The sequence below is a fragment of the Xanthomonas sp. NCPPB 3582 genome, assembly GCF_041475735.2.
GTDB lineage: Bacteria > Pseudomonadota > Gammaproteobacteria > Xanthomonadales > Xanthomonadaceae > Xanthomonas > Xanthomonas codiaei.
The window spans coordinates 93,569-116,231 of sequence record NZ_CM192968.1; the positions used below are offsets into that span (position 1 = coordinate 93,569).

Below are 22,663 nucleotides of genomic sequence, written 5' to 3' on the forward strand. Positions count from 1 at the left end.
AGCGTGTGCTTCTCACATGCGCTAGCCGAGGAAGGACATGGCATGGGTCAGCGAGCGGTCGGTCTGCAGATCCAGTAAACGGCCGTGCGCGTCATGGAACAGCAGATGGCCGGACTGCTCTCGCACCTTGACCGCGATGCCCGTAGCCCAGTCCAGCGACGCAACGATGCCGCCGTCCTGGTGGCGCACCACCAGATAGCGCGAGCCATGCGGCCAATGCAGGCCCACCAGGAATCCCGCTTCAAGCGCCACCACGCTTGAGCCATCCGGCGCGCCGGATGCGGCGCTGCGTTCGTGCAAACGGCGCTGACGGGCGCTGCCGGTGTGCTGGTAGTGCAGCCAAATGTCGCCATCGGGATCGGCGCGCACATCCGCTTGCTGCACGCTGCCGAGCCGATGCGCGAGCAGCGGCGTTTGTGGCTCCACGCGCAGGGACTCGCGCGCCTTGAGGCGCCGCGCAGGCAGGCTGTAGGTCCAGTCCTCCAGGTGCTCGCGGGCCTGCACGAGATACACCTCGCAATCGCTGAAGAATCCCGCCGCAATCACCGGGCCGGGCAGGTCGCCGACATGCCACAGCACGCTGTGCAGATCCTTGTCCGTATCGACGACCAGCAGCCGGTTGTCGACCACGATGCTCCAGCCGATTCCGCTGTAGCTGGGCGCGGCGTACTGCAGCGCGATCTGGCCAAGGTCGCGCACCGCATGGGTGATCAAATCCAGCCGATGGACGGTGGACATGCGCTCACGCGGTGCGATTGCCAGGGCGACCTGCCCACTGTCGGCGATGACCACACCAAACGCAGGCGCCGGGTAGCGCCGCAGCAGGCGCCCGTGCGTGTCCACCACCGCCGCACCGGCTTCGCCCAGGGCCAGCAGATAACGGCGACCCGGGAGTGCAGCCACATCGTGGATGGCCGCCAGGCCGGCCTGCGGTGCCTGCAGTCGCAGGGTGGTGGCGCTGTCCCATAGTTTGGATTGGCTGGCCGCGACGTGTGGTTTGAAGGCGGGAATATCGGCGCTGAGCAGTGGGTCGTTGGCCAGTTTCAGCAGCGTGGTCAGATCGCCGACCGACAGGCTGTTGCGTGCGAGCGCATGATCGGCGGCAATTGCCGGCAGCAGCTGCCGTGCCAGCTGTTGCAGCGAGCGGTTGGGGGAAGCATCCACCAGCAGTGCTGCTGCCATTTCGCTGCGCGGTGCCGGATCGGCGGTGGGGTCTGCAAGCGCGGCGATGCGGTCGGCATAGTGTTCCAGCGTATCCGGCAACAGCTGCGCGCGCTTGACCAGGGCGCGTGCGCGCAGCGTGCTGCCGGCCTGTTCTGCGGCCAACAGCCACTGCGCGGCCTGGTTGCGCGCTTTGTGCAGCGGCCACACCGCGTCCACGGCGGCCAGCCAGTCGCCGGCCTGCACCAGTGCCTGGCCCCATTCCAGCCGCAGCGCGTCGGCCAGTGCGCGCTCGGTGCCGTGCAGCAGCTGGATGGCGGCGGCAAAGGCGCCATCGCGGCGTGCGACCTGCACCGCACGCGCGTGGTCGCCGGACAGCATCAGCAGCCGGATGATCATCGCCGCCGACATGTCCCAGCCCAGTGCCAGCTCCGCAGCCTGTTTGTAGCGAGCGTGCTTGACCAGATAGTCGAGCGCCTCTTGGCGCGCATTGAGCAATTCGGCCAGCACGAACACCGCACGATCGATCTGCCCCTCGCGGTCCAGGCGCGCGAAGGCGCTGCGATAGGTCGTGCGCAGATGCGCCTGCAGCTCTTCGCCCAGGCCAATGCTGGTGCCGGCGTCGCGCGTGCGCGACAGACTCAGGTCACTGCGCCGTTGGGGCACCCCGAACGCCTGCCCCAACGACTCGCCCACGCCATCGAGCGGCAGCGCGTTGCGCAAGGCTTCGTCCAGATCGCCGTTTTCGAACTGGCGCAGCATCCGGCGCATGTAGGCGCCCTGGCGACGTCCGACCAAGCTGGCCATTCGCGAGGCAACCAGTGCGCGGGCAAGTCGCATGCGCCACGCCGACACAGATGCTGCGCCCCGGCGTGCCGGCACGGTGGCGTTCTGCCCGGTGGCTGCGGATCCCTGCGATGCCGGTGCGTAGTCGCTGCCCAGGGTGCGCTGAGCGCGCGCCAGCAAGCGTTGCCATAGCGTGTTGTTGTCACCGTTGGGGCGCTGCGTCTTCAGCGCATGCAGAAACGCATCGCGCTCGGCGCTGGCTGGCGGGACGGCCTTGCCCAGCAGTTGCCGCAGCGGTTTGCCGCGCAGCCGGTCCACCTCCAGCGGTGGACCGGCTGGGCTGCAGTCGTAGGGCATGTGCAGCGGGTAGCCGGACACGTCGATCGCCTCGGAAGGATCCAGCGCCACCGCGTCTTGCCATTGCAAGGCGATCACCTGGGCGCCATGGACCAGGCCGATATCGGCGGGGGGCAACTGCGCCGCCTCGGCGGCGGTCAACGCGCCGGAGAACAGCCCGCCATGCACCTGGCACAGCACCAGGCCGGGCGCCTGCTCGCAAACCAGCGCACGCGGCGCGGCGAAGCACAGCACATCGCCGTCGGCAAAGCGCAGCGCCCGGCTACCGGGTTGCCAGGCGCAGACAAGCCTGGCCAGGCGTTGGTCCGGGCTCAGCCACGCTGCCGAGAACCACAGCGCCGACACCATCTGGCTGCCGTGCCACAGCGGGTACCGCACGCGGCCGGCCGCGTTGTCCGTGCGTGCGGAACTACTCATGGCCAGGTTGCTCGGCCTGAGCTTGCACGACCACCAGCGGGGTCCGCCCGCCATCGCCAAGGATCCACGCCTGCCCCTGCAGGGTGACCAGTGCGACCCGCGCGCCATCGCTGGACACCGTCGCAGCGCTGATCTCGCTGGCAGCGCGATACAGTGTCTGCCGGCCGCTGGCCCCGATGGCGAGCAGCGCGCGACGATCGGCGCGCAGTACCAGCAGCAGGCTGTGCTGCGGCGCGTCCGGGTCGCCGATCAGGCCGATCGGCCTGTCGCCGGACGCCACGATCGCCTCGAATTCCTGAAAGCCATCGGCCGGGCCCCCGTGCAACACCCGGTAGGCCAGCGAGCGGTCGCCGCCGGCCTGACGGCTTGCCAGTTCCAGGGCGATGGCGCCACGCCATTGACCCTCCTGGGCCAGGCTGCGCAGCAACACCACCGGCGGACGCGACCCCAGCGCCAGCTGCAGGATCAGGTCCTGCTTGCCGGCGCGGTGCAGGCGCAGCAGCCGCAGTTCGCCAGCGACATGGGTGGCGTAGACCGCGTGTTCGGCATCGCTTTGCGCCAGCGCCACCAGATGCCCGGCGATCTCGCTGCCTTGTGCAACCCGCTGCCCCCGGTGGGTATCGCGCGTCCACGTCATCAGCCGGCCGTGCTGGTCCCACAGCAGGAACCGCTGCGGTTTGCCGCCGCTGTTGAGCCATACGCACGGACGCAGCCGCACCTGGCCTGGCGCTGGGCAGATGCTCTTCCCGCCGGCATCGATGGAGCTGGGCATGCCATCAAGATTCCAGAACTCGGCCTGCTCCCGGACAGCGACGATGCCGCCCAGGTGCTTGTTTTGCACCGCAAGGCACAGCGGCTGACCGCCCTGCGCCCATTGGTGGTAGCGCGGCGCCGCCCGTTTGGCGATGTCGGCGGGCTGCACCTTCACCATCGCGCTGCGGCAGCCGTCTGCCAGCAGCAGCGCGACATAGCTACCGCCAGGGCTGAACAGCGGCGCATGGCGCAGCGAAAACTTGCCCTTGACCACGTGTTTTGCGGTGTCGGCTTCGGCAGGGCGTTGCGTGTCGATGAAATGCCCGCGCAGCAGTTGCCTGGCGGCCATGCTGGCAGGCATCGGCAACAGGCTGCTGCGGGTGCCGTGGCGCGTCTGCAGCATCACCTGCAGATGCGCATCTGCCGCAGGCGCGATGCCGGCCTGGTGGTGGAACGGTGCCGCACGCACCGGCTGCGCGCCGATCCACCAGCACTCGCTGGTGGTGGGCGTAGCGCTTGCCAACTGTGTGGCCCAGGCCTGCGCATGCTGCAGGCCGGTCGCCTCGAAGGTGCGGCCCTGCAGCAGCTGTTGCAGCCGGGCGGGGCTGTCGGCGTCGTGCAGGTCGCCGGGCAGATGCGCCAGGCCCCAGCCAAAGCGCGCGTTGGCGGACTGCGCACGGCGTGCCAGCAGGATCCACAACGCAATCTGCGCCAGACGCGGCGCGCCCCATTGCGCCGGACCGGCATCGAAGATCGCCACCAGACGCGCATCGCGCGTGCGCGCCTGCATGCGGGGCACCAGGAACAGGTGCTCGGCGTGTGCGGCACGGCGCAGGAATTCCTCCGGCAATGCGTCGGCCAGTGCCCACTCGCTCAGCAGCAGATGCGTGTAGCTGCCGCGCCGGCGCAGGTCGTCGATGCCGTCCGGCTCGCTGTCGCCATCCCGGCGGCGCAGGCTGTTGCGGCCGAGCAAGGGGTCCAGACGCAGCAACCAGGTGCCGAGCTGGGAGGCGATTTCCGGGTCGAACCAGTCCAGCCACAGCCGCCAGGCCTGTAGCGGGGCGGGCAACTGCAGCGCGGCACTCACGCGGCCTCCCAGCGCTGACGGATCTGCGCCACGACCTCGGGACGCGCCGGCAGCAACCGATGCAGCGGCAGCACCAGCGCAGGTGAGCGCAGCAGCAACAACGGCTGCGGCCCGTGCTGGCGGCGCAGCGCACGCTCCAGCAGTTCCAGCGCAAGGTCGGGGCGTTCGGCGGTGGGCAACCACAGGCCAGCGGCGTCCACGCGCGGTGCCACGTATTGCACGCCGTTGGCCCAGGGCAGTTGCTGCGCAGGGCCGGTCAGCAGCACGGCTTGCGCCGTGGCGGTAACCAGCAAGCCCGCGCCGTCGGGCACGCGCGCCCATGCCGCCAGCAACGCGCGTGCGGCATCGCCCACGCCGATCACCCCCTGCGGGGCGACCGGCACCGGCTCGTCCTGCCACGACCAGTTCACGCCCCGCTGCCGATCTGCTCGATCAGGCGTGTGCGTTCGTGGGCCAGCTCGGCCGGCAGCGAGGCGGCCGTGAAGTTGGCATCGATCTCGCGCAGCAAGGCTTCGGCCATGGTGCGCAGCGCCGGAGTGTGCGGATCCTGCAGACAGCACTGGGCGGCCTCGACCAGCCGCGCAGTGCGCGAGAGCGGTTGCAGGGCGGCCTGTTCGACGGCCGCGCGCAGGGTGGGATTGGCAGCGGCGGCCAGGGTGCCGCGCAGCAGGTCCTGTGCGCTGGCTTGCTGTTCGCGCGTCGGCAGCACATAGAACAACGGCCACAGATCGGCCTCGCTGGCCCGGGTGCGTCCGGCCAGCACGCAGGCTGCGGCGATCAGCCGCTGGGTCTTGACCAGGCGACGGTCCGACAGCTGCACGCCGGCGCCGCGCAATGTCCGGATCGCCGCGGCCAGCGCCGTGCGTGCGCCATCCATGTCCACCGCACGCGCCTGTTCGCACAACAGGTCCAGGTCGGCCAGCCCGGCGACAGGCTGCAGCGGCGCACGTTCGGCCTGCCATCCGCCGGCCAGCAGCGCTTCGAGCTGGTGGTCGGCCACCGGGTCGACGAACAGATGCAGCAGGAAGCGGTCGCTGAAGGCCGCCAGCGCATCGTCTTCGGGCAGTGCGTTGGCTGCGCCCACGCACAGCCGCAACGGGCAGTGCAGGTCGGTCTGGCCACGCCGGAAGCGGCGTTCGTTGAGCAGGCCCAGCAAGGTGTTGAGGATGGCGGTGGAACCCAGGAAGACTTCGTCGAGGAACGCGATGTCCGCTTCCGGCAACATCCCGGTGACATCGATCTGCACGCTGCCCTCGCGCAATTTGCGCAGGTCCACCGGGCCGAACAGCTCGGCCGGTTCGGTGAAGCGGCCCAGCAGATATTCGAAATAACGGCCGCCCAGTGCGGCGGCGACGCGCCGCACCACTGCGCTCTTGGCGGTGCCCGGCGGGCCGATGATCAGCAGGTGTTCCTGGGCCACCGCTGCCAGCACGATCAGTTCGGCCAGTTGATCGCGTTCGATCAACCCGCTGGTGGCGGAGTGGACGGTGGCGCGAACACGCGCGGCGGCATCAGACGGGGCTTGCATGCGGTCGATCCTTCGAGAGAACGCGCGACCGGCCGCTGCACGGACGATCGGTGGTGGGCAATGGAACGGGCACCCCCGCTTAACGAGGTTGCCATGGACGTGCGGGTATCCTGCCCGCTCACCGAGCCAGGGAGGCAATGCAATGACGATCGGCCAGTATTCGGAATTCTATCGTGGCAAGCGGGTGGTGGACTTCAGTGTCGATCAACCGGCCAGCGGCGGCGATGTGGTGTACCGGTTGCGCCAGGAGTACGAAGGCGAGGACACCCAGGCGGCGTTGCTCGACAGCCTGCTGGCGCAGGTGGATCCGGCCAGCATCCAGGCGCTGATCATCGGCGCGTGGCGCGAAGCGCACGATGAAGGCCCCAACGGCTACCTGCAGCGCTTGATCGAACGCCGCGACGAACTGCCGGCGCTGCGTGCGCTGTTCGTCGGCGACATGACCTACGAAGACTGCGAGATCTCCTGGATCATCCAGACCGACTACACCCCGCTGCTGGCGGCGTTCCCGGCGTTGGAATCGCTGCGCATCCGCGGTTCCTCGCAATTGCAGCTGACGCCGTTTGCGCATGCGCAGCTGCAGGAGCTGGCGATCGAATGCGGCGGGCTGCCATCGGCGATCGTGCAGGCCATTGCCGCCTCCACGCTGCCGGCCCTGCGGCATCTGGAACTGTGGCTGGGCGTGGAGGATTACGGCTTCGATGGCGAGCTGGGCACCTACCAGCGGCTGCTGGCAGCGATCGGCCCCGAACGGCTGCGCTACCTGGGCCTGCGCAATGCCGCCAACACCGATGAACTGGCCGGCTGGCTGGCCACCCAGCCGTGGCTGGGCCGCCTGGAAACGCTGGACCTGTCGCTGGGCACCATCGGCGATGCCGGCGCGCGCGCGCTGGTCGAAAGCACACAGCTCGGCCAGCTGCAGCGGATCGACCTGAGCCATCATTACATCTCTGCCGAGTGGCAGGCCCGCCTGGCGACGCTGCCGGTGACGGTGATCCTGGATGAGCCGCTCGAGGAAGACGAGGACGAACGCTACGTCGCCGTTTCCGAATGAGGTGAGCGTGCCTTGGGTCGTGGTGGGGCCACGGGACAGCCGCAGGATCGCGGCCCTGCAGCAGGCATTGCAGGCGCAGGGACATCCTGCGGCGGTGGTGTTCGACTATCTGCAGCTGCTGGACACGCCGGCCCCGCTGCAGGACTGGCTGGCACGCCACCCGGCCGCGCGGGTCAAGCTCGAATCGCCCGGCGAGGCGCCCGAACTGCACCGGGCGCTCATCCTGCGCGGCTGGCGCACGCTGGGCTCGCCCGGACCTGCGCCGGCACCGCTGGCGCATTGCGAACTGGCCCATCAGCAGCTGTGGTACGCCGGGTTTGCGGACCTGCTCGCGTCGCTGCCGGCCGCCCAGTATCTGAACCCGCCCGCCGGGCTGCTGGCGATGACCGACAAACTCGCCTGCCAGCAGCGCCTGGCCGCGGCGGGCGTGGCCGTGCCCACGCTGCTGGGCAGCGTGGACAGCTATGCCGACATGCGCGCCTGCCTGCAGGTCTCCGGCTGTACCCAGGCGTTTCTCAAGCCGCGCTACGGATCGTCCGGCGCCGGCGTACTGGCGTATCGCTGGCACCGCGATGGGCGCGAGATCGCCAGCGGTTCGGCCGAGCTGGTCCAGGACGCGGGCGGTGTGCGGGTGTTCAACGCGCTGCGGCAGCGCCGCTACACCCGCCGTACCGACATCGCGCCGCTGGTGGATGCGATCGCCGCGCAGGGCGCCTATCTGGAGCGGTGGATTCCCAAGCCGCGCGCGCCCGGCTTGCCCGGTCATCACTACGACCTGCGGGTGGTTGCGCTGGACGGCGTGGCGCGCCAGCGCGTGGCCCGCGCCAGCCGAGGCCCGCTGACCAACCTGCATCTGGGCAATCGGCGCCTGCCGGCGCAGGCGTGGCAGGGCGCGGATGTGGACGCGCTGGTGTCGGCCACGGTGGCGCAGGCCGCGCGCGCGTTTGCCGACTGCCGCATGATCGGCCTGGACCTGATCCAGCGCGATGGGCGCTGCCACGTGCTGGAAGCCAACGGCTTCGGCGATCTGCTGCCGGAGCTGCGCTGGCAGGGGCGCACGACCTACGAGGATCAGGCGGCACTGGGCGATGGCATCGTCTGCGAGGACACCGACGGGAGACGACGGCATGGCTGAGCACTTGCCGGACATGCACGCCATCGTCGGTACGCGCGACATCGTGCTGATCACCCTGGATACGCTGCGCTACGACGCCGCGCAGCGCTGCTTTGCGCGCGGCGAATTGCCGGTGCTGGCGCGCTATCTGCCGGCCGATGGCTGGGAACGGCGGCATACGCCGGGCAGTTTCACCTATGCGGCGCACATGGCGTTCTTCGCCGGCTTCCTGCCCACGCCTGCCCGCCAGGGCCCGCATCCGCGCCTGTTCGCGCTGGCCTTCGATGGCAGCGAGAGCATCGTGGCGCAGACCCGGGTGTTTGCCGACAGCGGCGACATCGTCGATGGCCTGGCGCGCTGCGGTTACCACACGCTGTGCATCGGCGGCACCGGCTTCTTCAACAAGCGCAATGCGCTGGGCGCACAGTTGCCCGGCCTGTTTCGCGAAAGCCACTGGACGCCGGCGTTCGGCGTCACCGCGCCCGACTCCACCGAGCAGCAGGTGGCCTTGGCCTGCGCGCGGCTGGGCGACCCAGCGTTGCGCGACACGCGCTGCTTCTTGTTCATCAACGTCTCGGCGCTGCACCAGCCCAACCGGCATTACCTGCCCGGCGCCATCAACGACGATTTCGATAGCCATTGCGCCGCGTTGCGCTATGTGGATGCCGCGCTGGCGCCGCTGTTTACCGCATTGCGCGCGCGCGGTGGCGCGTTTGCCATCGTCTGTTCCGATCACGGTACCGCCTACGGCGAGGATGGCTACCATGGCCATCGCCTGGCCCACGAGGTGGTGATGACGGTGCCGTACGCCCATTTCCTGGTGACCCCATGAGCCTGCCCTCGCTGGCCGATCTGTTGGCGCTGCCGCCGTATCAGGCCTATTCGTACTCGTATCCGCACAAGACCAGTTACCGTCCGCTGCAGCCGCCCGTGCCGCTGCAGCAGGTGTGGGCCGACGAACCGCGGCAGGCGTTGTTCCTGTACCTGCATATCCCGTTCTGCTCGTATCGCTGCGGGTTCTGCAACCTGTTCGCGCTGGCACGGCCGGCGCCGGCGCAGGTGGAGGCGTATCTGGCGCAGATGGAACGACAACTGCAGGCCACCGTGCAGGCGCTGGGCGCGCACCGTTTCGTGCGCTTTGCCATGGGCGGCGGCACGCCGAGCTATCTGGATGCGGGGCAGTTGCAGCGGGTGTTCGACATGGTGGCGCGCCACGCGACCATTGTGCTGGACGCAATCCCGGCCGGCATCGAGGTCTCGCCGGAAACCGTGGATGCCGACCGGCTGCGGGTCTGCCGGCAGGCCGGCATCGACCGCGTCAGCATGGGCATCCAGAGTTTCAGCGCCGCCGAGGTCAGTGCGCTGGTGCGCCCGCAGCAGCGCGAGACGGTGGAGCGGGCGATCGCCATCATTCGCGAGCAGGGCATCCCCACGCTGAATCTGGATCTGATCTACGGCATCGCCGGGCAGACCGTGGACAGCTTCCTGGCCTCGATCGACAGCGCCTTGGCTTTCGCACCGGAGGAGCTGTACCTGTACCCGCTATACGTGCGGCCGATGACCGGGCTGGGCCGGATCGAGGCCAAGGCCGGCGGGCGGCGCAGCTTCGTGCTGCAGCCCGAGCCGCTGGACGCGCGCCTGGCGCTGTACCGGGCCGGGCGCGACCGGCTGCTGGCAGCCGGCTACACCCAGGTCTCGATGCGCATGTTCCGCGCCCCGCATGCACCCGATGCCGATGCGCCGGTGTATTGCTGCCAGAGCGATGGCATGGTCGGCATCGGCTGCGGCGCGCGCTCGTATACCGCCGGCCTGCATTACTCCAGCGAATACGGGGTGAGCCGGCGCTCGGTGGCCGACATTCTCGAGCATTACTTGGCGCGCGATCCGGCCAGCTTTGCGCGTGCCGATTACGGCATCGCGCTGGATGCCGACGATGCCCGGCGGCGGCATGCGATCCAGTCGCTGCTGGTGGTGCCGGGGCTGGACCGCGACGACTTCCGCCAGCGGTTTGGCATGGACTGCCTGGACGCCCTGCCGCAGCTGCGCGAGTTGCTGGCGCTGGACCTGGCGCACTGGCAGGGCAGCCTGCTGTCGCTCACCGCCGCCGGCATGGAGCGCGCCGACACCATCGGCCCATGGCTGACCTCGGCGCCGATCGCCGAGCGCATGCAGCAGTACCAGGTCGGGTAGGCGGCCGATGCATCTGTCGTTGCTCTACCGCGGCCGGCTCAGCAGCTGCAATTACAGCTGCAATTACTGCCCGTTCGCCAAGACCTACGACAGCGCCGCCGCCCTGCACCGCGACGCGCAGGAGTTGGCGCGCTTCGTCGCCTGGGCCCAGGCGCAGACGCGGCCGTTGTCGATCCTGTTCACGCCCTGGGGCGAAGGCCTGGTGCGGCGGCATTACCGCGAGGCGATGGTGCAGCTGAGCCAGCTGCCGCAGCTGCGCCGCGTGGCGATCCAGACCAACCTGTGCGTGGGCCTGCGCTGGCTGGAGCGCGCCAACCTCAATCGGCTGGCGCTGTGGTGCACCTACCACCCCAGCCAGGTCACGCGTGCGGCCTTCCTGCAGCGTTGCCAGGCATTGCGCCAGCGTGGCGTGCGCCACAGCGTGGGCATGGTGGCTTCGCACGCGCACCTGGACGAGATCGACGCATTGCGTGCCGCCTTGCCGGACACCACGCCGATGTGGCTCAACGCCTTCGATCCGCGCCCGGCCGATTACTACACGCCCGAGCAGGTGCAGCGCCTGAGCCGGATCGATCCGCACTTCGGCTACAACCTCAATCCACCGCCCAGCTTCGGCGCGCCCTGCCTCACCGGCGAATCGGTGGTGTCGGTGGATGGCGACGGCAACGTGCGGCGCTGCCATTTCGTCGCCACGCCGCTGGGCAATCTGTACGACGGCAGCTTTGCCGCGCAGCTGCGTGCCCGCAGCTGTCCGAATGCGCGGTGCGACTGCTACATCGGCTACGCGCATCGCCCGGATCTGCCGTTCCAGGCCGACTACGCCGGCGGCGTGCTGGAACGGGTGCCGGCGATCTACTGAGCCATCCGCACGATCAGGCGCCCAGGCGGGCGTGCAGTCCGGCCAGCTGTGCACGCAGTTCCTCTAGCTGCTCTTCCAACGCCTGCACGCGCGCCTCCAGCTCGCTGCTGTCGGCGCTGCTGCGCGTCGCCGGTGCGGCGCGTGCAGCTGCGGCCTGCAAGGCTTCCACATCCAGCGCACCACTGAGCAGGTGCGCGTAGCGATCCTCGCGCTGGCCGCTGGCGCGCGGCAGTTGCGCCGCCAGGCCGCGCTGGATCAGCCGGTCCAGGTGATGGCGCACATCGTCGGCATCGTTGAAGCGCGCCAGCCGCTCGCTGCGCGCGAACAGCTCGCCCAACGTCTGCGGCCCGCGCAACAACAGCAGGCCGATCAACGCCACCTGCTGGCGGGTCAGGTCCAGCACGCTGCCCAGTCTGTGCTCGTAGCGTTCGGCGCGCGAGGAGAACTGCTGTCGCACCAACCCCAGCGTTTCCAGCTGGCGCAGCGCGTGATGCACCACGCCGGTCTGCAGATTCAGCACCGGCTCGCGCGCGGTCTTCTGGTTGGCGGCCACCTGCGCGGCGTTGACGGTGAGCGGGTAGGCGTCCGGGGTGGTGGCCTCTTTTTCGATCAGGCAGCCAAGCACGCGGGCCTGGGCGGTATCGAGCACGGGGATGGACGATGTCTCGGTCATGCGGCAGCTCCTGGGCAATCAGCGGGGAAGGATATGCCGATCCCGTGCCGGGCGGTCTGCGCGTGTTTCGCCGTGCCGCGCTGGCTTCAGGGCCATATGGTGCGGTCGATGGTGTTGTGGCCAGCCCCCGACTGGGCGTGCAACCTGCCGCCATCGACCAGCGTGTGACGGCCCGATTGGGCAGCAAGTGCGCGCGCACCGCGGCTGGCCTGCGAGCCGACCACGCAGGCGCTGTCCTTGCCGTCCGCTTGCCGCAAGCGCCGCAACGCGCCAGAAGCCGGCGTGCGCATCGGCGGCGGAAACAGCACAGGGCAGCCACGCGAACCGGCGAGAGCGGCCAACACAACCACTGCGCAGCCGCCAGACGGGCGCGGCCGGTGCGCGACATCTTCCGGCGCGCCACCCGCGCCCACCTGACGACTGCTCGCTACGTTCTGTTGGCCGCTCTAAAATCGCGGGCTTCATTGCCGTTCCTGTCTGGTGGATGCCATGCGCCCCTCGTTTCACGCACCGATGTCCCTGCTCGCCTGCGCCGTGCTGGCGCTGTCGGCCTGCAAGCCCGCCCATCAAGACCTCGCGCAGCCGGCACCGGCCGCCGCTGCGCCCGCCGCTGCCAAGTCGGCAGCGACCGGCATGCCGGCCGGCGACGACAACCTCAATGCGGTGCTGTGGATGCAGCGCTCGGAGGAATACCGCGCCGTGGCCGAGCAGACCTATCGCGCCGCGGCCGACAAGCTGGACGCGGCGCTCAAGCAGCCCAACTGGGACGCGCTGGTACCCGAGGAACGCGGCAATGCCGCCACTGGCCTGAAGCCGGCGGTGGTGCTGGACGTGGACGAGACCGTGCTTGACAACTCGCCGTACCAGGCGCGGCTGGTGCGCGACGGCAAGGAGTACGACGAACTGAGCTGGGATCAGTGGGTGGCCGAGAAGAAGGCCAAGCCGATTCCGGGCGTGGTGGACTTAGCCAAGGCCGCCACCGCCCGTGGCATCACCCTGATCTACATCTCCAACCGCGCGGTGCACCTGAAGGACGCCACGCTGGCCAATCTGCGCAGTGCCGGCCTGCCGGTGGCCGACGACGACGTGTTCCTGGGCCTGGGCACGGTGGTGCCTGGCTGCGAGCAGAACGGCAGCGAGAAGAACTGCCGCCGCCGGCTGGCCGGACAGAAATATCGCGTGCTGATGCAGTTCGGCGACCAGCTCGGCGACTTCGTGCAGGTCACCGCCAATACCGGCCAGGCGCGCGGCGCGCTGCTGCAGCAGTACCACGACTGGTTCGGCGAGCGTTGGTGGATGCTGCCCAACCCCAGCTATGGCGGCTGGGAGCCGGCGCAGTTCAACAACGACTATTCGCAATCCTGGCAGACCCGCCACGACGCCAAGCGCGCCGCACTGGAGCTTGCACGATGAGCCGTCCCCCGTTGGCCCTGGCCGCGCACGAGCGGCTGATTTTCGCGCTGGACGTGCCCGGCCACGATGAAGCAATTGCCTGGGTCGACCGGCTGGGCGAGTCGGTGTCCTTCTACAAGATCGGCATGGAGCTGCTGGCCTCCGGCGAGTATTTCCACGTGCTCGATGCCCTGGCCAAGCGCAACAAGCGCGTGTTCGTGGACCTGAAGTTCTTCGACATTCCCGCCACCGTGGCCGGCACCATCGCCCGGTTGTCGCAGTGGCCGGTGAGCTATTGCACCGTGCACGGTTGGCATGCCGGCATGTTGCAGGCCGCCGCCGAGGCCAACCGGGGCGACATGCGCCTGCTCGCGGTGACCGTGCTGACCTCGATGGGCCGCCCGGACCTGGCCGCGATGGGCATCGACCGCGAACCGGTGGAGGTGGTGGTGGAGCGCGCGCTGGCTGCCCAGGCCGCCGGCATCGACGGGGTGATCGCCTCCGGCCAGGAAGCCGGCCCGATCCGCCGTGCCACCGGCCCGGCGTTTTCGATCGTCTGCCCGGGCATCCGCCCCGGCGGCCCGGTGGGCGACGACCAGCAACGCACCGTGGGCGTGGCGCAGGCCTTCACCGATGGCGCCGACGCGATCGTCGTCGGCCGCCCGATCCGCCTGGCTGCCGACCCCGCCGCCGCCGCCGCCGCCATCCAGGACGAGATCCGCGCGGCGGTAGTGCGGCACCGGGACTGATTGGCAGTCGTTCAATTCGGTTATTATCAAATTAAATCAATAGCTTAAGTGCAAATAATTAAAGCATTGCTTTAATGTGAAAGTCTCGTTAACATGCCGGCGTCCGATGTCAGTCGGAAGCTGTGCCACTCATTGTCCACCGGGCTTGTCCCGGTTTTCGAAGGGATCGGGTCTTGTGCCCGATCCTTTTTTTTTGGCGATTGGTCAGGCGATGGCTTGGCACGCGCGGAACTGCCAACCGCCTGTTGTACACGGCAGCGGCGGGCGAGGTGACCTTGCGCATCGCCGGCCATGTCACCCGCGCATCGGTCCGATGGGTGCGCAGGGCTGCTTGGGGTCGCTTGCCGCCCGGTGATCGCGCTTACCGTATCGCTGGCGCCTTGCAATAGCGGTCGATGAACTGCTGGTGGCTCGGCATCACGTCCACACACCGGCTGATGGTCTGCGCCACGCTGGCCAGGAAGCCCTCGGCATCGGTATCCGGCACCTGGTCCACCAGCGGGTGATAGCCGGTCGGCACGATGCCCTGGCCCACCAGTACCTGCACCCAGCTGATCTCGGCGAACATCTCTTCGGCATTGCGGTAGAAGCGCCCGCTGTCGCGGAACAGCTCGAGTGCGGCCTGCAGCTCCGGGGTGATCGGCATGTGGCGGCAATGGCGCCAGAACGCGCTGTCGTCGCGCTCGGTGGCGTGGTAGTGCAGCAGCAGGAAATCGCGGATGCGGTCGAACTCGAACGCCAACCGGTCGTTGTAGCGCTGCACCAGCACCGGGCTGATGCCCTCGCGTGGGAACAGCTCCAGCAGCTTGGAAATGCCGGACTGGATCAGGTGGATGCTGGTCGACTCCAGTGGCTCCAGGAATCCGCTGGCCAGCCCCAGCGCAACCACGTTGCGGTTCCAGAACTGCTTGCGCCGCCCGGTGGTGAAGCGCAGCGGGCGCGGGTCGGCCAGCGGCTTGCCATCCAGGTTGGCGAGCAGCGTGGCAGCGGCTTCGTCGTCGCTGATGTGCGCGCTGCAATACACATAGCCGTTGCCGGTGCGGTGCTGCAGCGGAATGCGCCACTGCCAGCCGGCCGCGCGCGCAGTGGAGCGTGTGTACGGCGTCGGTGGGCCGACGTTTTCGCAGGGCACCGCCAGTGCGCGATCGCAGGGCAGCCAATGGGTGAAATCGTGATAGCCGGTGTGCAAGGTTTCTTCGATCAACAGCCCGCGGAAGCCCGAGCAGTCGATGAACAGGTCGCCGCTGACGACCTGCCCGGACGCCAGCTGCAACGATCGCACATGGCCGCTTTCCGGATGCAGCTGCACCTGCTCGACCAGCCCTTCGATGCGGGTGACGCCGCGTTGCTCAGAATACCTGCGGAGAAAGTGCGCGTACTGGCTGGCGTCGAAGTGATACGCATAGGCGATATTGACCAGCGGCGAGTTGGCCGGCACATCGCCGGCCGAGGTCATGAACTTGCCGCGCGCGGCGGCCACGGTATTGAGCGTATAGGCACCCAACGGCTGCGCCGTGCCGCGCAGCTGTTGCTTGATCCAGTATTGATGGAACGGCAGCAGCCCGAGTGGATGGCCGATCTGGGTACCGAAGCCGTGGATGTACGCCGTGCCGGGGCGCTGCCAGTCGACGAACTCGATACCGAGCTTGAAGCTGCCCTGGGTCTGGCACACGAACTCGGCTTCATTGATGCCGAGCAGGTTGTTGAAGGCCTTGATATGCGGCACGGTCGCTTCGCCCACCCCGATGGTGCCGAGCTGTTCGGATTCGATCAGCTGCACGTTGAAGGTGGGCCCAAGCACGCGCGCAAACGCGGCGGCCGCCATCCAGCCGGCGGTGCCGCCGCCGACGATGACGATGTTGCGGAGGGGAGCGGGGATCATGCCTGCACGTTCCTGAGCTGAGAGAGGACGGACAAACGAACGGGGCCAACCGGCCCCGTTGCGAAAGCTCCCCACGCGTGCAGTGCACGCGTGGGGAAGGCGCACCCATCAGAACTTTGCATCGATCTCCAGCACCACGCTACGCGGCACGTAGTTGATCTCGCCATTGGTGTTGATGGCGATGTCAGGATCGAACCGCCCGTTGCTGCCGAAGCCGTTGTAGGCGTACGCGCTGTAGTTCTTGAAGTTGAACGCGTTGAGCAGGTTCACGCGTGCCGACATCTTGAAGTCGCCAACCACGGTGAACTCCTTGGTGGCCTGGAAGTCCACCGTGCGGTAGCCCCAGATATCGCCACCGACCAGGAATTTGCCGCTGCCCGGCGGCGTAACACCGACCTGCTGGCAGGTTGCGCCATCGGGGTCGGTGAAGCCGAAGCAGGCGATGGTGTTGATCGGCTCGGGCGTTGCCAGCACCAACTTGGCGCCCAGCGTCACACCCCACGGGATATCGATCGAGCCGGAGGCCACGAAGCGGTGCGCGGCCACCGCGTCGGACTTCACGAACGGATAGCCGCGAATGGTGGCCTTGTCGAAGCCGTAGGGCTCGTCGATGTTGCGGTTCTGGCGTGCGCTGGTGTGGGTGTAGGACAGGGTCAGGCCCCAACCGGATTCCTTGGTGTACGGCTTGTCGGCCGACAGCAGCACCTGGCTGTTGCGCTGTTCCAGGCCGTTGGTTCCCAGGATGGTGTTCTGGTAGCCCGGCACCGGCTCGCCCCACGGCACGTTGCCGTTCTGGAAATACGAACCATCCGGGTAACGGTTGATCAGGCCCATCGCAAAGCCGTCGTAGCTCAGGATGCGCTGGAAGGTCACATCGGTCAGCCAGTCGCCTACCTGGTTGGTGATGCCGATGCTGTACTGATCGCTGTACGGCGTCTTGAGCTTGTTGTTGAACATGAAGAGCTCGGCGCTGCCGGCCACACCGGGAATGGTATTGAGCTGGTCGATGCCGTTGAGATAGCGCGGATCGAATGCCACGCAGGTACGGTCGGCGCGGTAGCACTGCTGGGTTGCCGGATTTTCGAAATACACCGCCACTGGCGACAACGCCGCCTTGCTGGTTTCCAGTGCCAGCTGCTCGAACAGGTTGCGGTCGTACGAACGCGCCGCACCACCGTGCAGGATGGCGGCTTCGTCGCCGAAGAAGTCATACGAGAAACCGAAGCGCGGCGCCCACGCATCCTTGAAGTTCTTGCGGTTGTTGCCGGTGCTGATGTAATCGGCCACGTTGATGCCGCTGGGCAGCAGGCGGTTGGCCCACGGCTGGCCGGGGTTGTCCGGATCGTTGGCGTACAGCGCATCGACGAAGGCCTGCGAGGTGACGAAGTCGGTATAAGCCGGGGTGTCTTCGTAGTCCCAGCGCACGCCGATGTTGATCATCAGCTTGTCGGTGGCGGCCCAGTCGTCCTGCAGATAGATGCCGTACTGCTTGGACGGCGAGACCACCGTGGCGCGCTGGCCGGGCGTGTTGTACGGCGCAACGAAATCCACGCGGTAGGGCGTGGATTCCACGCTGCCACCGTTGACGCGGTAGCTGAACTGCGGATTCAACGCCGCCGCATCCTGCGAGGTCAGCTCGATGTCCTTGTAGTTCACACCCATCTTGATGGTGTGCTCGCCATGCCACTGGAAGCTGGTGAAGGTCAGATCGTTCTGGAGGAACCAGCCCTTTTGACTCTTGCGCTGCGCATTGAGGCCGCCCGCCGAGCCGGTGGTCAAAAAGGTGCGCTCATCGACATCGGTGGAACCGGCACGTGGCTGGAAATAGGTGTAGATGATGCCGTTGCCGAGCGTACGCGGGGTCGGGTTGTTCTCCGAGTTTTCCGTGCCAACGATGAGCTCGTTGTACCAGTTGTCGGCACTGTGCTGCCAACGCAGGTTGGTGCGCTTGTCCTTGTTGATCTTGTCGGTGGCCTGCGCCAGCGTGTTGGTGCCGCCCACGTTGGCAGTCTGCGTTTCGTCGCGATAAATCGTGCTTAGCTCGATGCGATCGCGATCGGTGGGTTCGAAATCGATCTTGCCGAAGAACAGGTCTTCTTCGAACGGCATGTTGGCCGGGCCATACTGGCTGGCCAGGTCGGACGGCAACTGGTTGACGAACGCGGCAGCCTCTGCGCTCGGCTGCACGCTCTTGGGCGCCACGTTCTCCTTGCCCTCGTAGGCGACGAAGAAGTGCATGCGGTCCTGGATGATCGGCCCACCCAGCGCGAAGCCGTATTCCTTGGTCTGCGAATCGATCTTGCCGTTTTCTTTCTCGTCGGGCCGCTTGTCGCGCAGGTCCTGATCGGTATAGCGGTAGAACACTTCGCCGTGCAGCTCGTTGGTGCCGGACTTGGTGGCCGCAGTGATCGCCGCGCCGCTGATCTGGCCGTACTCGGCCTTGTAGTTGGAGGTGATGACCTTGTATTCGCCGATGGCGAGCTGCGGGAAGGGATTGCCCTGGGTGTCGCTCTGGCCGGCCACGCCGCCGCTGCGCACATAGCTCTTCTGGCCCACGCCATCGATGTACAGATTGCCGGCGCTGGCGTTGGACGCACCGCCGCGCAGCTTGGTGTTGCCGTTGCCGTCCACCTGAAACACCATGCCCGGTACGGTATCGGCAAACTCCAGGAAGTTGCGCGTGGCCTGCGGCAATTGCTGGATCTGGCGCGCGCTGATGGTGTTGCCCACTTCCGAGGTCTTGACGTCGCGAATCATCGGCGCGCTGACCGTCACCGTATCCAGCGTGGTCGCATTGCCTGCGGGCGCGGTTGCCGTCTCGGTGCCGAGATCGACCGTGGCACTGGAGGCCACCGACAGGGTCACCGTGCGGCTGACGCCGTTGGATTCGACTTTGTAGGTGCCCGGCTGCAGACCGACGATGGTGTAGTTGCCATTCGCATTGACCGGTGCGCGTCGCACCGAGCCGGTGGCGACATTGGTCACGACCACTTCGCTGCCGCTCTGTGCGGAGGCGACCTGTCCGCGCAACGTGGCGTTGCTGGACTGGGCCATGGCCGGAGCGGTGGCGAACAACGACGCGGCCAGGGCGCAGCACAACAGGCTGCGCGCCGGCAGGGTGGAGACGGTACGGTGGTTCTTCATGACTTTCCCCCTCCCAGGGGTAAAGCGCGACGCAGGGGAGTGACTGGCGCGTTGGGTTGGTGCTTTGGTGTGGAACACGGAACGACAGGCAACAACAGCCGCAATGGCTGCAAGAACGACAAAGGTCTACGGTGACGGGCGGCTGCTCCTTCAGGCACGGGTCGAGACGGGTAAAGCATTGGCGGCGCGTGGCCGGTGCGGCGCATCGGCATTCAACACACGATGCAAACAACAACGGCATGCCGGGCCGTGCGGCATGCACGATTGCCAGCACGGTCGCTCGCGCCGTGCTGGCATGGCCAATCCAGGGCTGCTATCGAACTACCAGATGATGCGCGCGCTCAGGAACAGCGTACGCGGCGGCGTGGACAGCGCGCCGTACTGGTTGATGCTGACGCGCGGGTTATAGACGCCGCCCTGGCCCCAGTCGATGGCGTACTGATCGTAGTTGCGGAAGTTCAGCGCATTGATCAGATCGCCGCGCACCTGCACGGTCAACGCCTCGGTCACGTGCATGTCCTTGGACAGCGACAGATCCAGCTGGCGCGTGCCGAAGATGTCGCCGCCGGCAATGAACTTGCCGCCCGGTGCATCCACCGAGACCACGCGGATGTTGTTCGAAGGCGGGCCGCCATATAGATCGTAGGCTACCGCTTCATTGCGCGGCGGCACCGTGGCCAGGGTCAGCTTGGCCGAGGCGCTGATGCCCCAGAACAGATCATAGATGCCGGTGACCACCAAGCGATGGCGCGGGACCGAGTTCAGGTCCAGGAACGGATAGTCGGCAATGGTGGCCGCGTCGAAGCCGTACTGCTCGTCGTTGCCGCGGTTGCCGCGTGCGCGCGAGAACGTATAAGCCGCGGTCAGGCCCCAGCCGCTTTCCTTGGTATAGGCCTTGTCGGTGGACAGCAGCAACTGCGTGGTCTTGGTCTCCACGCCGTTGTTGCCGATGATCAGCGCACCGAAGCCGGGCAGGGTCTGACCCCACGGCTGGCCGCCGTTCTGGAAGAAGTCGCCATTCGGGTAGCGGTTGCCCAGGGTCAGGATCAGGCCGTCCTGGCTGTGGATGTAGGACACCGTGGCCGAGTTGCTCCACTCGCCCACGCGGGTACGCAGGCCCAGCGAGTACTGGTCAGAATACGGCGTCTTCAGATCGTTGTTGAGCAGGTCGACCTCGCCGTTGCGCACGCGCGCATTGACCAGGCCGCCCAGGCTGTCCGGGTTGCTGAGATAGGCCGGGTTCCAGTTGGCGCAGGTGCCCGGCGCCGGCGTGCAGCCGTAGGATTCGGCGAAGCGGATGGTGTACTGGGACAGCGCGGATTTGACCTGCTCCAGGCCCATGATGTCGAACAGATTGCGGTCGTAGCTACGCCCGGCGCCACCGAACAGCACCAGCGATTCGTCGCCACGGAAGTCGTAGGAAAAGCCCAGGCGCGGCGCGAAGTTGTTGTTGTCCTGTTTGCGATTGCGCCCGTTGCTGATGTAGTCATTGATGTTCACTCCGCCCTTGGCCAGCTGCTCGGCATAGGTGGCGCTGACCGCCGGGTCGGTGCCCGGGCCGTTCAAGGCCGCCACCACTTCCGGCGGGGTCACGTTGTCCAGATACGAAGGAATCTTCTCGCCATCCCAGCGCACGCCGATGTTCAACTGCAGCTTGTCGTTGACGTCCCAGTCGTCCTGGATGTACAGGCCCAGCTGCTTGCTGGTGGTGGTCACCGACGGCGCCGCACCGGCAAACGGCAGGTTGAAGCGCACCTGGTATGGAATCGGTGCCGTGCCCTGGCCGTCGTTGACCGCGTAATAGAAGGACGGATTGGCGGTGGAGTTCTCGCTTTGGGTCAACTCCACTTCCTTGTACTTCACGCCCATCTTGATGACGTGGCTGCCGTGCCAGTCGATGCTGTTGAAGGTCAGGTCGTTCTGGAAGCTGGGGCCTTTCTGCCCCTTGCGCTGGATCGCCAGGCCGCTGGTGGCGTCGTCGTTGATCAGCACATCGTTCTCGGCAATGTCGCGCGTGTACACACTCTGGCTGCCGATGGTGTAGGCGGTGGGGTTGAAGAGCACGTCCTCGTAGGAGATGCGCGCCTCGTTGACGTAGGTTTCGCCGAAGTGCTGCCAGCGCAGGTCGTAGCGATCTTCGGTATTGAGATTGATCTTGGCGGCGATGGCGGTGTTGCGATCGCCAACGCTATCGCGGCTTTCTTCGTCGCGGACCTTGGCGGTCAGTTCAAGGCGGTCGTTTTCGCCGATATCCCAATCGATCTTGCCGAAGTACAGGTCTTCGTTGAACGGGCGGGTGACCGAGCCCAGGCGGCTCTGCACGCCGGCCGGCAGGTCGTCCCTCAGCACGCTGAAGTTGTCCGGCACCGAGACCGGGTTGGCCGACACCTCGAAGCCCTTGCCTTCGTAACTGAAGAAGAAGTGCGCCTTGTCCTTGACGATCGGGCCGCTGAGCGCGAAACCATACTCGTCCTGGTGGGTCTTGCGCTTGCTGCCATCGGAGTTGGGCGCGCCGGCACGTTCGTCGGCCTGGCGCGCACGGAAATCGGTATTGGTGGTGCGCCCGAAGATCTCGCCGTGGAACTCGTTGCCGCCGGACTTGGTGGACGCCACGATCGCCGCCGAGCCCACCTGGTCGAACTCGGCCTTGTAGTTGGAGGTGATGACCTTGTACTCGCCGATCGCCAGCTGCGGGAACGGATTGCCCGCGCTCTGCTGCTGGCCGGACACGCCGCCGAACAGATAGCTCTTTTGGCCCACGCCATCGATGTAGACGTTGACCGCCGAGCTGGCCTGCGCGCCGCCGCGGATGCGGCTGTTGCCGTTCGGGTCGGTTTCGAACTGCATGCCCGGGACGGTGTCGGCAAACTCCAGGAAGTTGCGCGTCAGCTGCGGCACCGTGTTGATCTGCTTGAGCGAGATATTGGTGCCGACTTCGGAGGTCTTGACCTCCTGCAGCGCGGTGGCGGTGACCTTGACCGTGTCCAGTGTGGTCGCTGCGCCATCGGCGGCCGGCGCTGGCGCCTGGCCGTCGCTGCCCAGATCCAGGCTGACCGACGAGGCCACCGACAGGGTCACCGTCTTCTCCGTGCCCGGGCCTGCATCCACCTTGTAGGTCCCCGGCGGCAGGCCGACCAGGGCATAGCTGCCGTCCGGTCCGGTGGCCACGCGCCGCGTGGTCCCCGTGGCGACATTGGTCGCGGTCACGGTGGTACCTGCCTGGGACGCAGCCACCTGTCCGCGCAGGGTGGCGTTGCTGGACTGGGCCATGGCCGGGCTGGCCGCCAGCAACGAAGCGGCAAGGGCACAGCACAGCAGGCTGCGTGCCGGCAGAGTGGAAACGGTACGGTAGGTCTTCATGACTTCCCCCTCCCAGGGGTCAGGCGCGTACCGGCGGAAGTGGTCGGCGTGGCGCGGGGTGGTGCGTCGTTTCAGGGACGATGGAGCGAGGGTGGCAACAAATCAGGAGTTATAAAAAACATAAGAAACCGCAAAGAATTCGTGAAGATGCGACGTG

The 22,663-nt window shown here is 67.3% G+C and carries 15 protein-coding genes and 1 other RNA gene; 8 read left to right on the forward strand and 8 right to left on the reverse strand.

Going from position 1 to position 22,663, the window contains the following annotated elements; translation table 11 throughout:
* Positions 1–21: 21 nt before the first annotated feature.
* The 4 genes from ACCQ05_RS00385 to ACCQ05_RS00400 are packed head-to-tail and all read right to left on the reverse strand — an operon-like array spanning position 22 to position 6,089.
* Entirely contained in the window at positions 22–2,721 is a 2,700-nt protein-coding gene (locus ACCQ05_RS00385) for a bpX6 domain-containing protein (protein WP_228963081.1), read from the reverse strand.
* On the reverse strand, positions 2,714–4,561 hold the full coding sequence (locus ACCQ05_RS00390) for a hypothetical protein (protein WP_228963080.1): 1,848 nt from the start codon (positions 4,559–4,561) through the stop codon (positions 2,714–2,716). The genes ACCQ05_RS00385 and ACCQ05_RS00390 overlap by 8 nt, the downstream gene beginning before the upstream one ends.
* Complete coding sequence (locus ACCQ05_RS00395) at positions 4,558–4,971, reverse strand: bpX5 domain-containing protein (RefSeq protein ID WP_372392552.1); 414 nt, start codon at positions 4,969–4,971, stop codon at positions 4,558–4,560. Before ACCQ05_RS00395 ends, ACCQ05_RS00390 begins: the two co-directional genes overlap by 4 nt.
* Positions 4,968–6,089: an AAA family ATPase gene (locus tag ACCQ05_RS00400; protein WP_372392553.1), complete on the reverse strand. Its 1,122-nt coding sequence runs from the start codon at positions 6,087–6,089 to the stop codon at positions 4,968–4,970. The genes ACCQ05_RS00395 and ACCQ05_RS00400 overlap by 4 nt, the downstream gene beginning before the upstream one ends.
* A 142-nt stretch (positions 6,090–6,231) precedes the next feature.
* On the opposite strand from ACCQ05_RS00400, the gene ACCQ05_RS00405 reads away from it, so the two are divergent.
* From ACCQ05_RS00405 to ACCQ05_RS00425, 5 genes are read left to right on the forward strand one after another with little or no spacing between them, the layout of a single operon-like run.
* A complete protein-coding gene (locus ACCQ05_RS00405; protein ID WP_372392554.1) occupies positions 6,232–7,143 on the forward strand; it encodes an STM4015 family protein in 912 nt (303 codons plus the stop codon).
* A gap of 19 nt (positions 7,144–7,162) precedes the next feature.
* The gene (locus ACCQ05_RS00410; RefSeq protein ID WP_372393855.1) at positions 7,163–8,278 is read left to right on the forward strand and encodes an STM4014 family protein; all 1,116 of its coding nucleotides are present in this window, start codon (positions 7,163–7,165) and stop codon (positions 8,276–8,278) included.
* Complete coding sequence (locus tag ACCQ05_RS00415; protein WP_208622740.1) at positions 8,271–9,089, forward strand: STM4013/SEN3800 family hydrolase; 819 nt, start codon at positions 8,271–8,273, stop codon at positions 9,087–9,089. The genes ACCQ05_RS00410 and ACCQ05_RS00415 overlap by 8 nt, the downstream gene beginning before the upstream one ends.
* The gene (locus ACCQ05_RS00420) at positions 9,086–10,447 is read left to right on the forward strand and encodes an STM4012 family radical SAM protein (RefSeq protein WP_372392555.1); all 1,362 of its coding nucleotides are present in this window, start codon (positions 9,086–9,088) and stop codon (positions 10,445–10,447) included. The genes ACCQ05_RS00415 and ACCQ05_RS00420 overlap by 4 nt, the downstream gene beginning before the upstream one ends.
* Before the next feature lie 7 nt (positions 10,448–10,454).
* On the forward strand, positions 10,455–11,306 hold the full coding sequence (locus tag ACCQ05_RS00425) for an STM4011 family radical SAM protein (RefSeq protein WP_372392556.1): 852 nt from the start codon (positions 10,455–10,457) through the stop codon (positions 11,304–11,306).
* Positions 11,307–11,319: 13 nt separating this feature from the next.
* Here ACCQ05_RS00425 and ACCQ05_RS00430 read toward each other — a convergent pair whose 3' ends face one another.
* Entirely contained in the window at positions 11,320–11,979 is a 660-nt protein-coding gene (locus ACCQ05_RS00430) for a YceH family protein (RefSeq protein ID WP_372392557.1), read from the reverse strand.
* A 355-nt stretch (positions 11,980–12,334) separates the two neighbouring features.
* On the opposite strand from ACCQ05_RS00430, the gene ACCQ05_RS00435 reads away from it, so the two are divergent.
* The 3 genes from ACCQ05_RS00435 to pyrF all read left to right on the forward strand — a co-directional run bounded on the left by ACCQ05_RS00435 (position 12,335) and on the right by pyrF (position 14,120).
* Positions 12,335–12,422, forward strand: a non-coding RNA gene (locus ACCQ05_RS00435) — sX9 sRNA.
* A 37-nt stretch (positions 12,423–12,459) separates the two neighbouring features.
* Positions 12,460–13,392, forward strand: coding sequence for an HAD family acid phosphatase (locus ACCQ05_RS00440; RefSeq protein ID WP_372392558.1), 933 nt, complete (start codon positions 12,460–12,462; stop codon positions 13,390–13,392).
* Positions 13,389–14,120 carry an orotidine-5'-phosphate decarboxylase gene (pyrF, locus tag ACCQ05_RS00445; RefSeq protein ID WP_372392560.1) on the forward strand — a complete coding sequence of 244 codons (732 nt, stop codon included), beginning with the start codon at positions 13,389–13,391 and terminating at the stop codon, positions 14,118–14,120. Before ACCQ05_RS00440 ends, pyrF begins: the two co-directional genes overlap by 4 nt.
* Positions 14,121–14,481: 361 nt before the next feature.
* Here pyrF and ACCQ05_RS00450 read toward each other — a convergent pair whose 3' ends face one another.
* From ACCQ05_RS00450 to ACCQ05_RS00460, 3 genes are all read right to left on the reverse strand, one after another.
* A complete protein-coding gene (locus tag ACCQ05_RS00450; protein WP_372392561.1) occupies positions 14,482–16,002 on the reverse strand; it encodes a tryptophan halogenase family protein in 1,521 nt (506 codons plus the stop codon).
* A 108-nt stretch (positions 16,003–16,110) separates the two neighbouring features.
* Positions 16,111–19,146 carry a TonB-dependent receptor gene (locus tag ACCQ05_RS00455; protein WP_372392562.1) on the reverse strand — a complete coding sequence of 1,012 codons (3,036 nt, stop codon included), beginning with the start codon at positions 19,144–19,146 and terminating at the stop codon, positions 16,111–16,113.
* 321 nt (positions 19,147–19,467) lie between these two features.
* Positions 19,468–22,506 (reverse strand): TonB-dependent receptor, encoded by a 3,039-nt coding sequence (locus ACCQ05_RS00460; RefSeq protein ID WP_372392563.1) that lies wholly within the window; start codon positions 22,504–22,506, stop codon positions 19,468–19,470.
* Between the last annotated feature and the right edge of the window lie 157 nt (positions 22,507–22,663).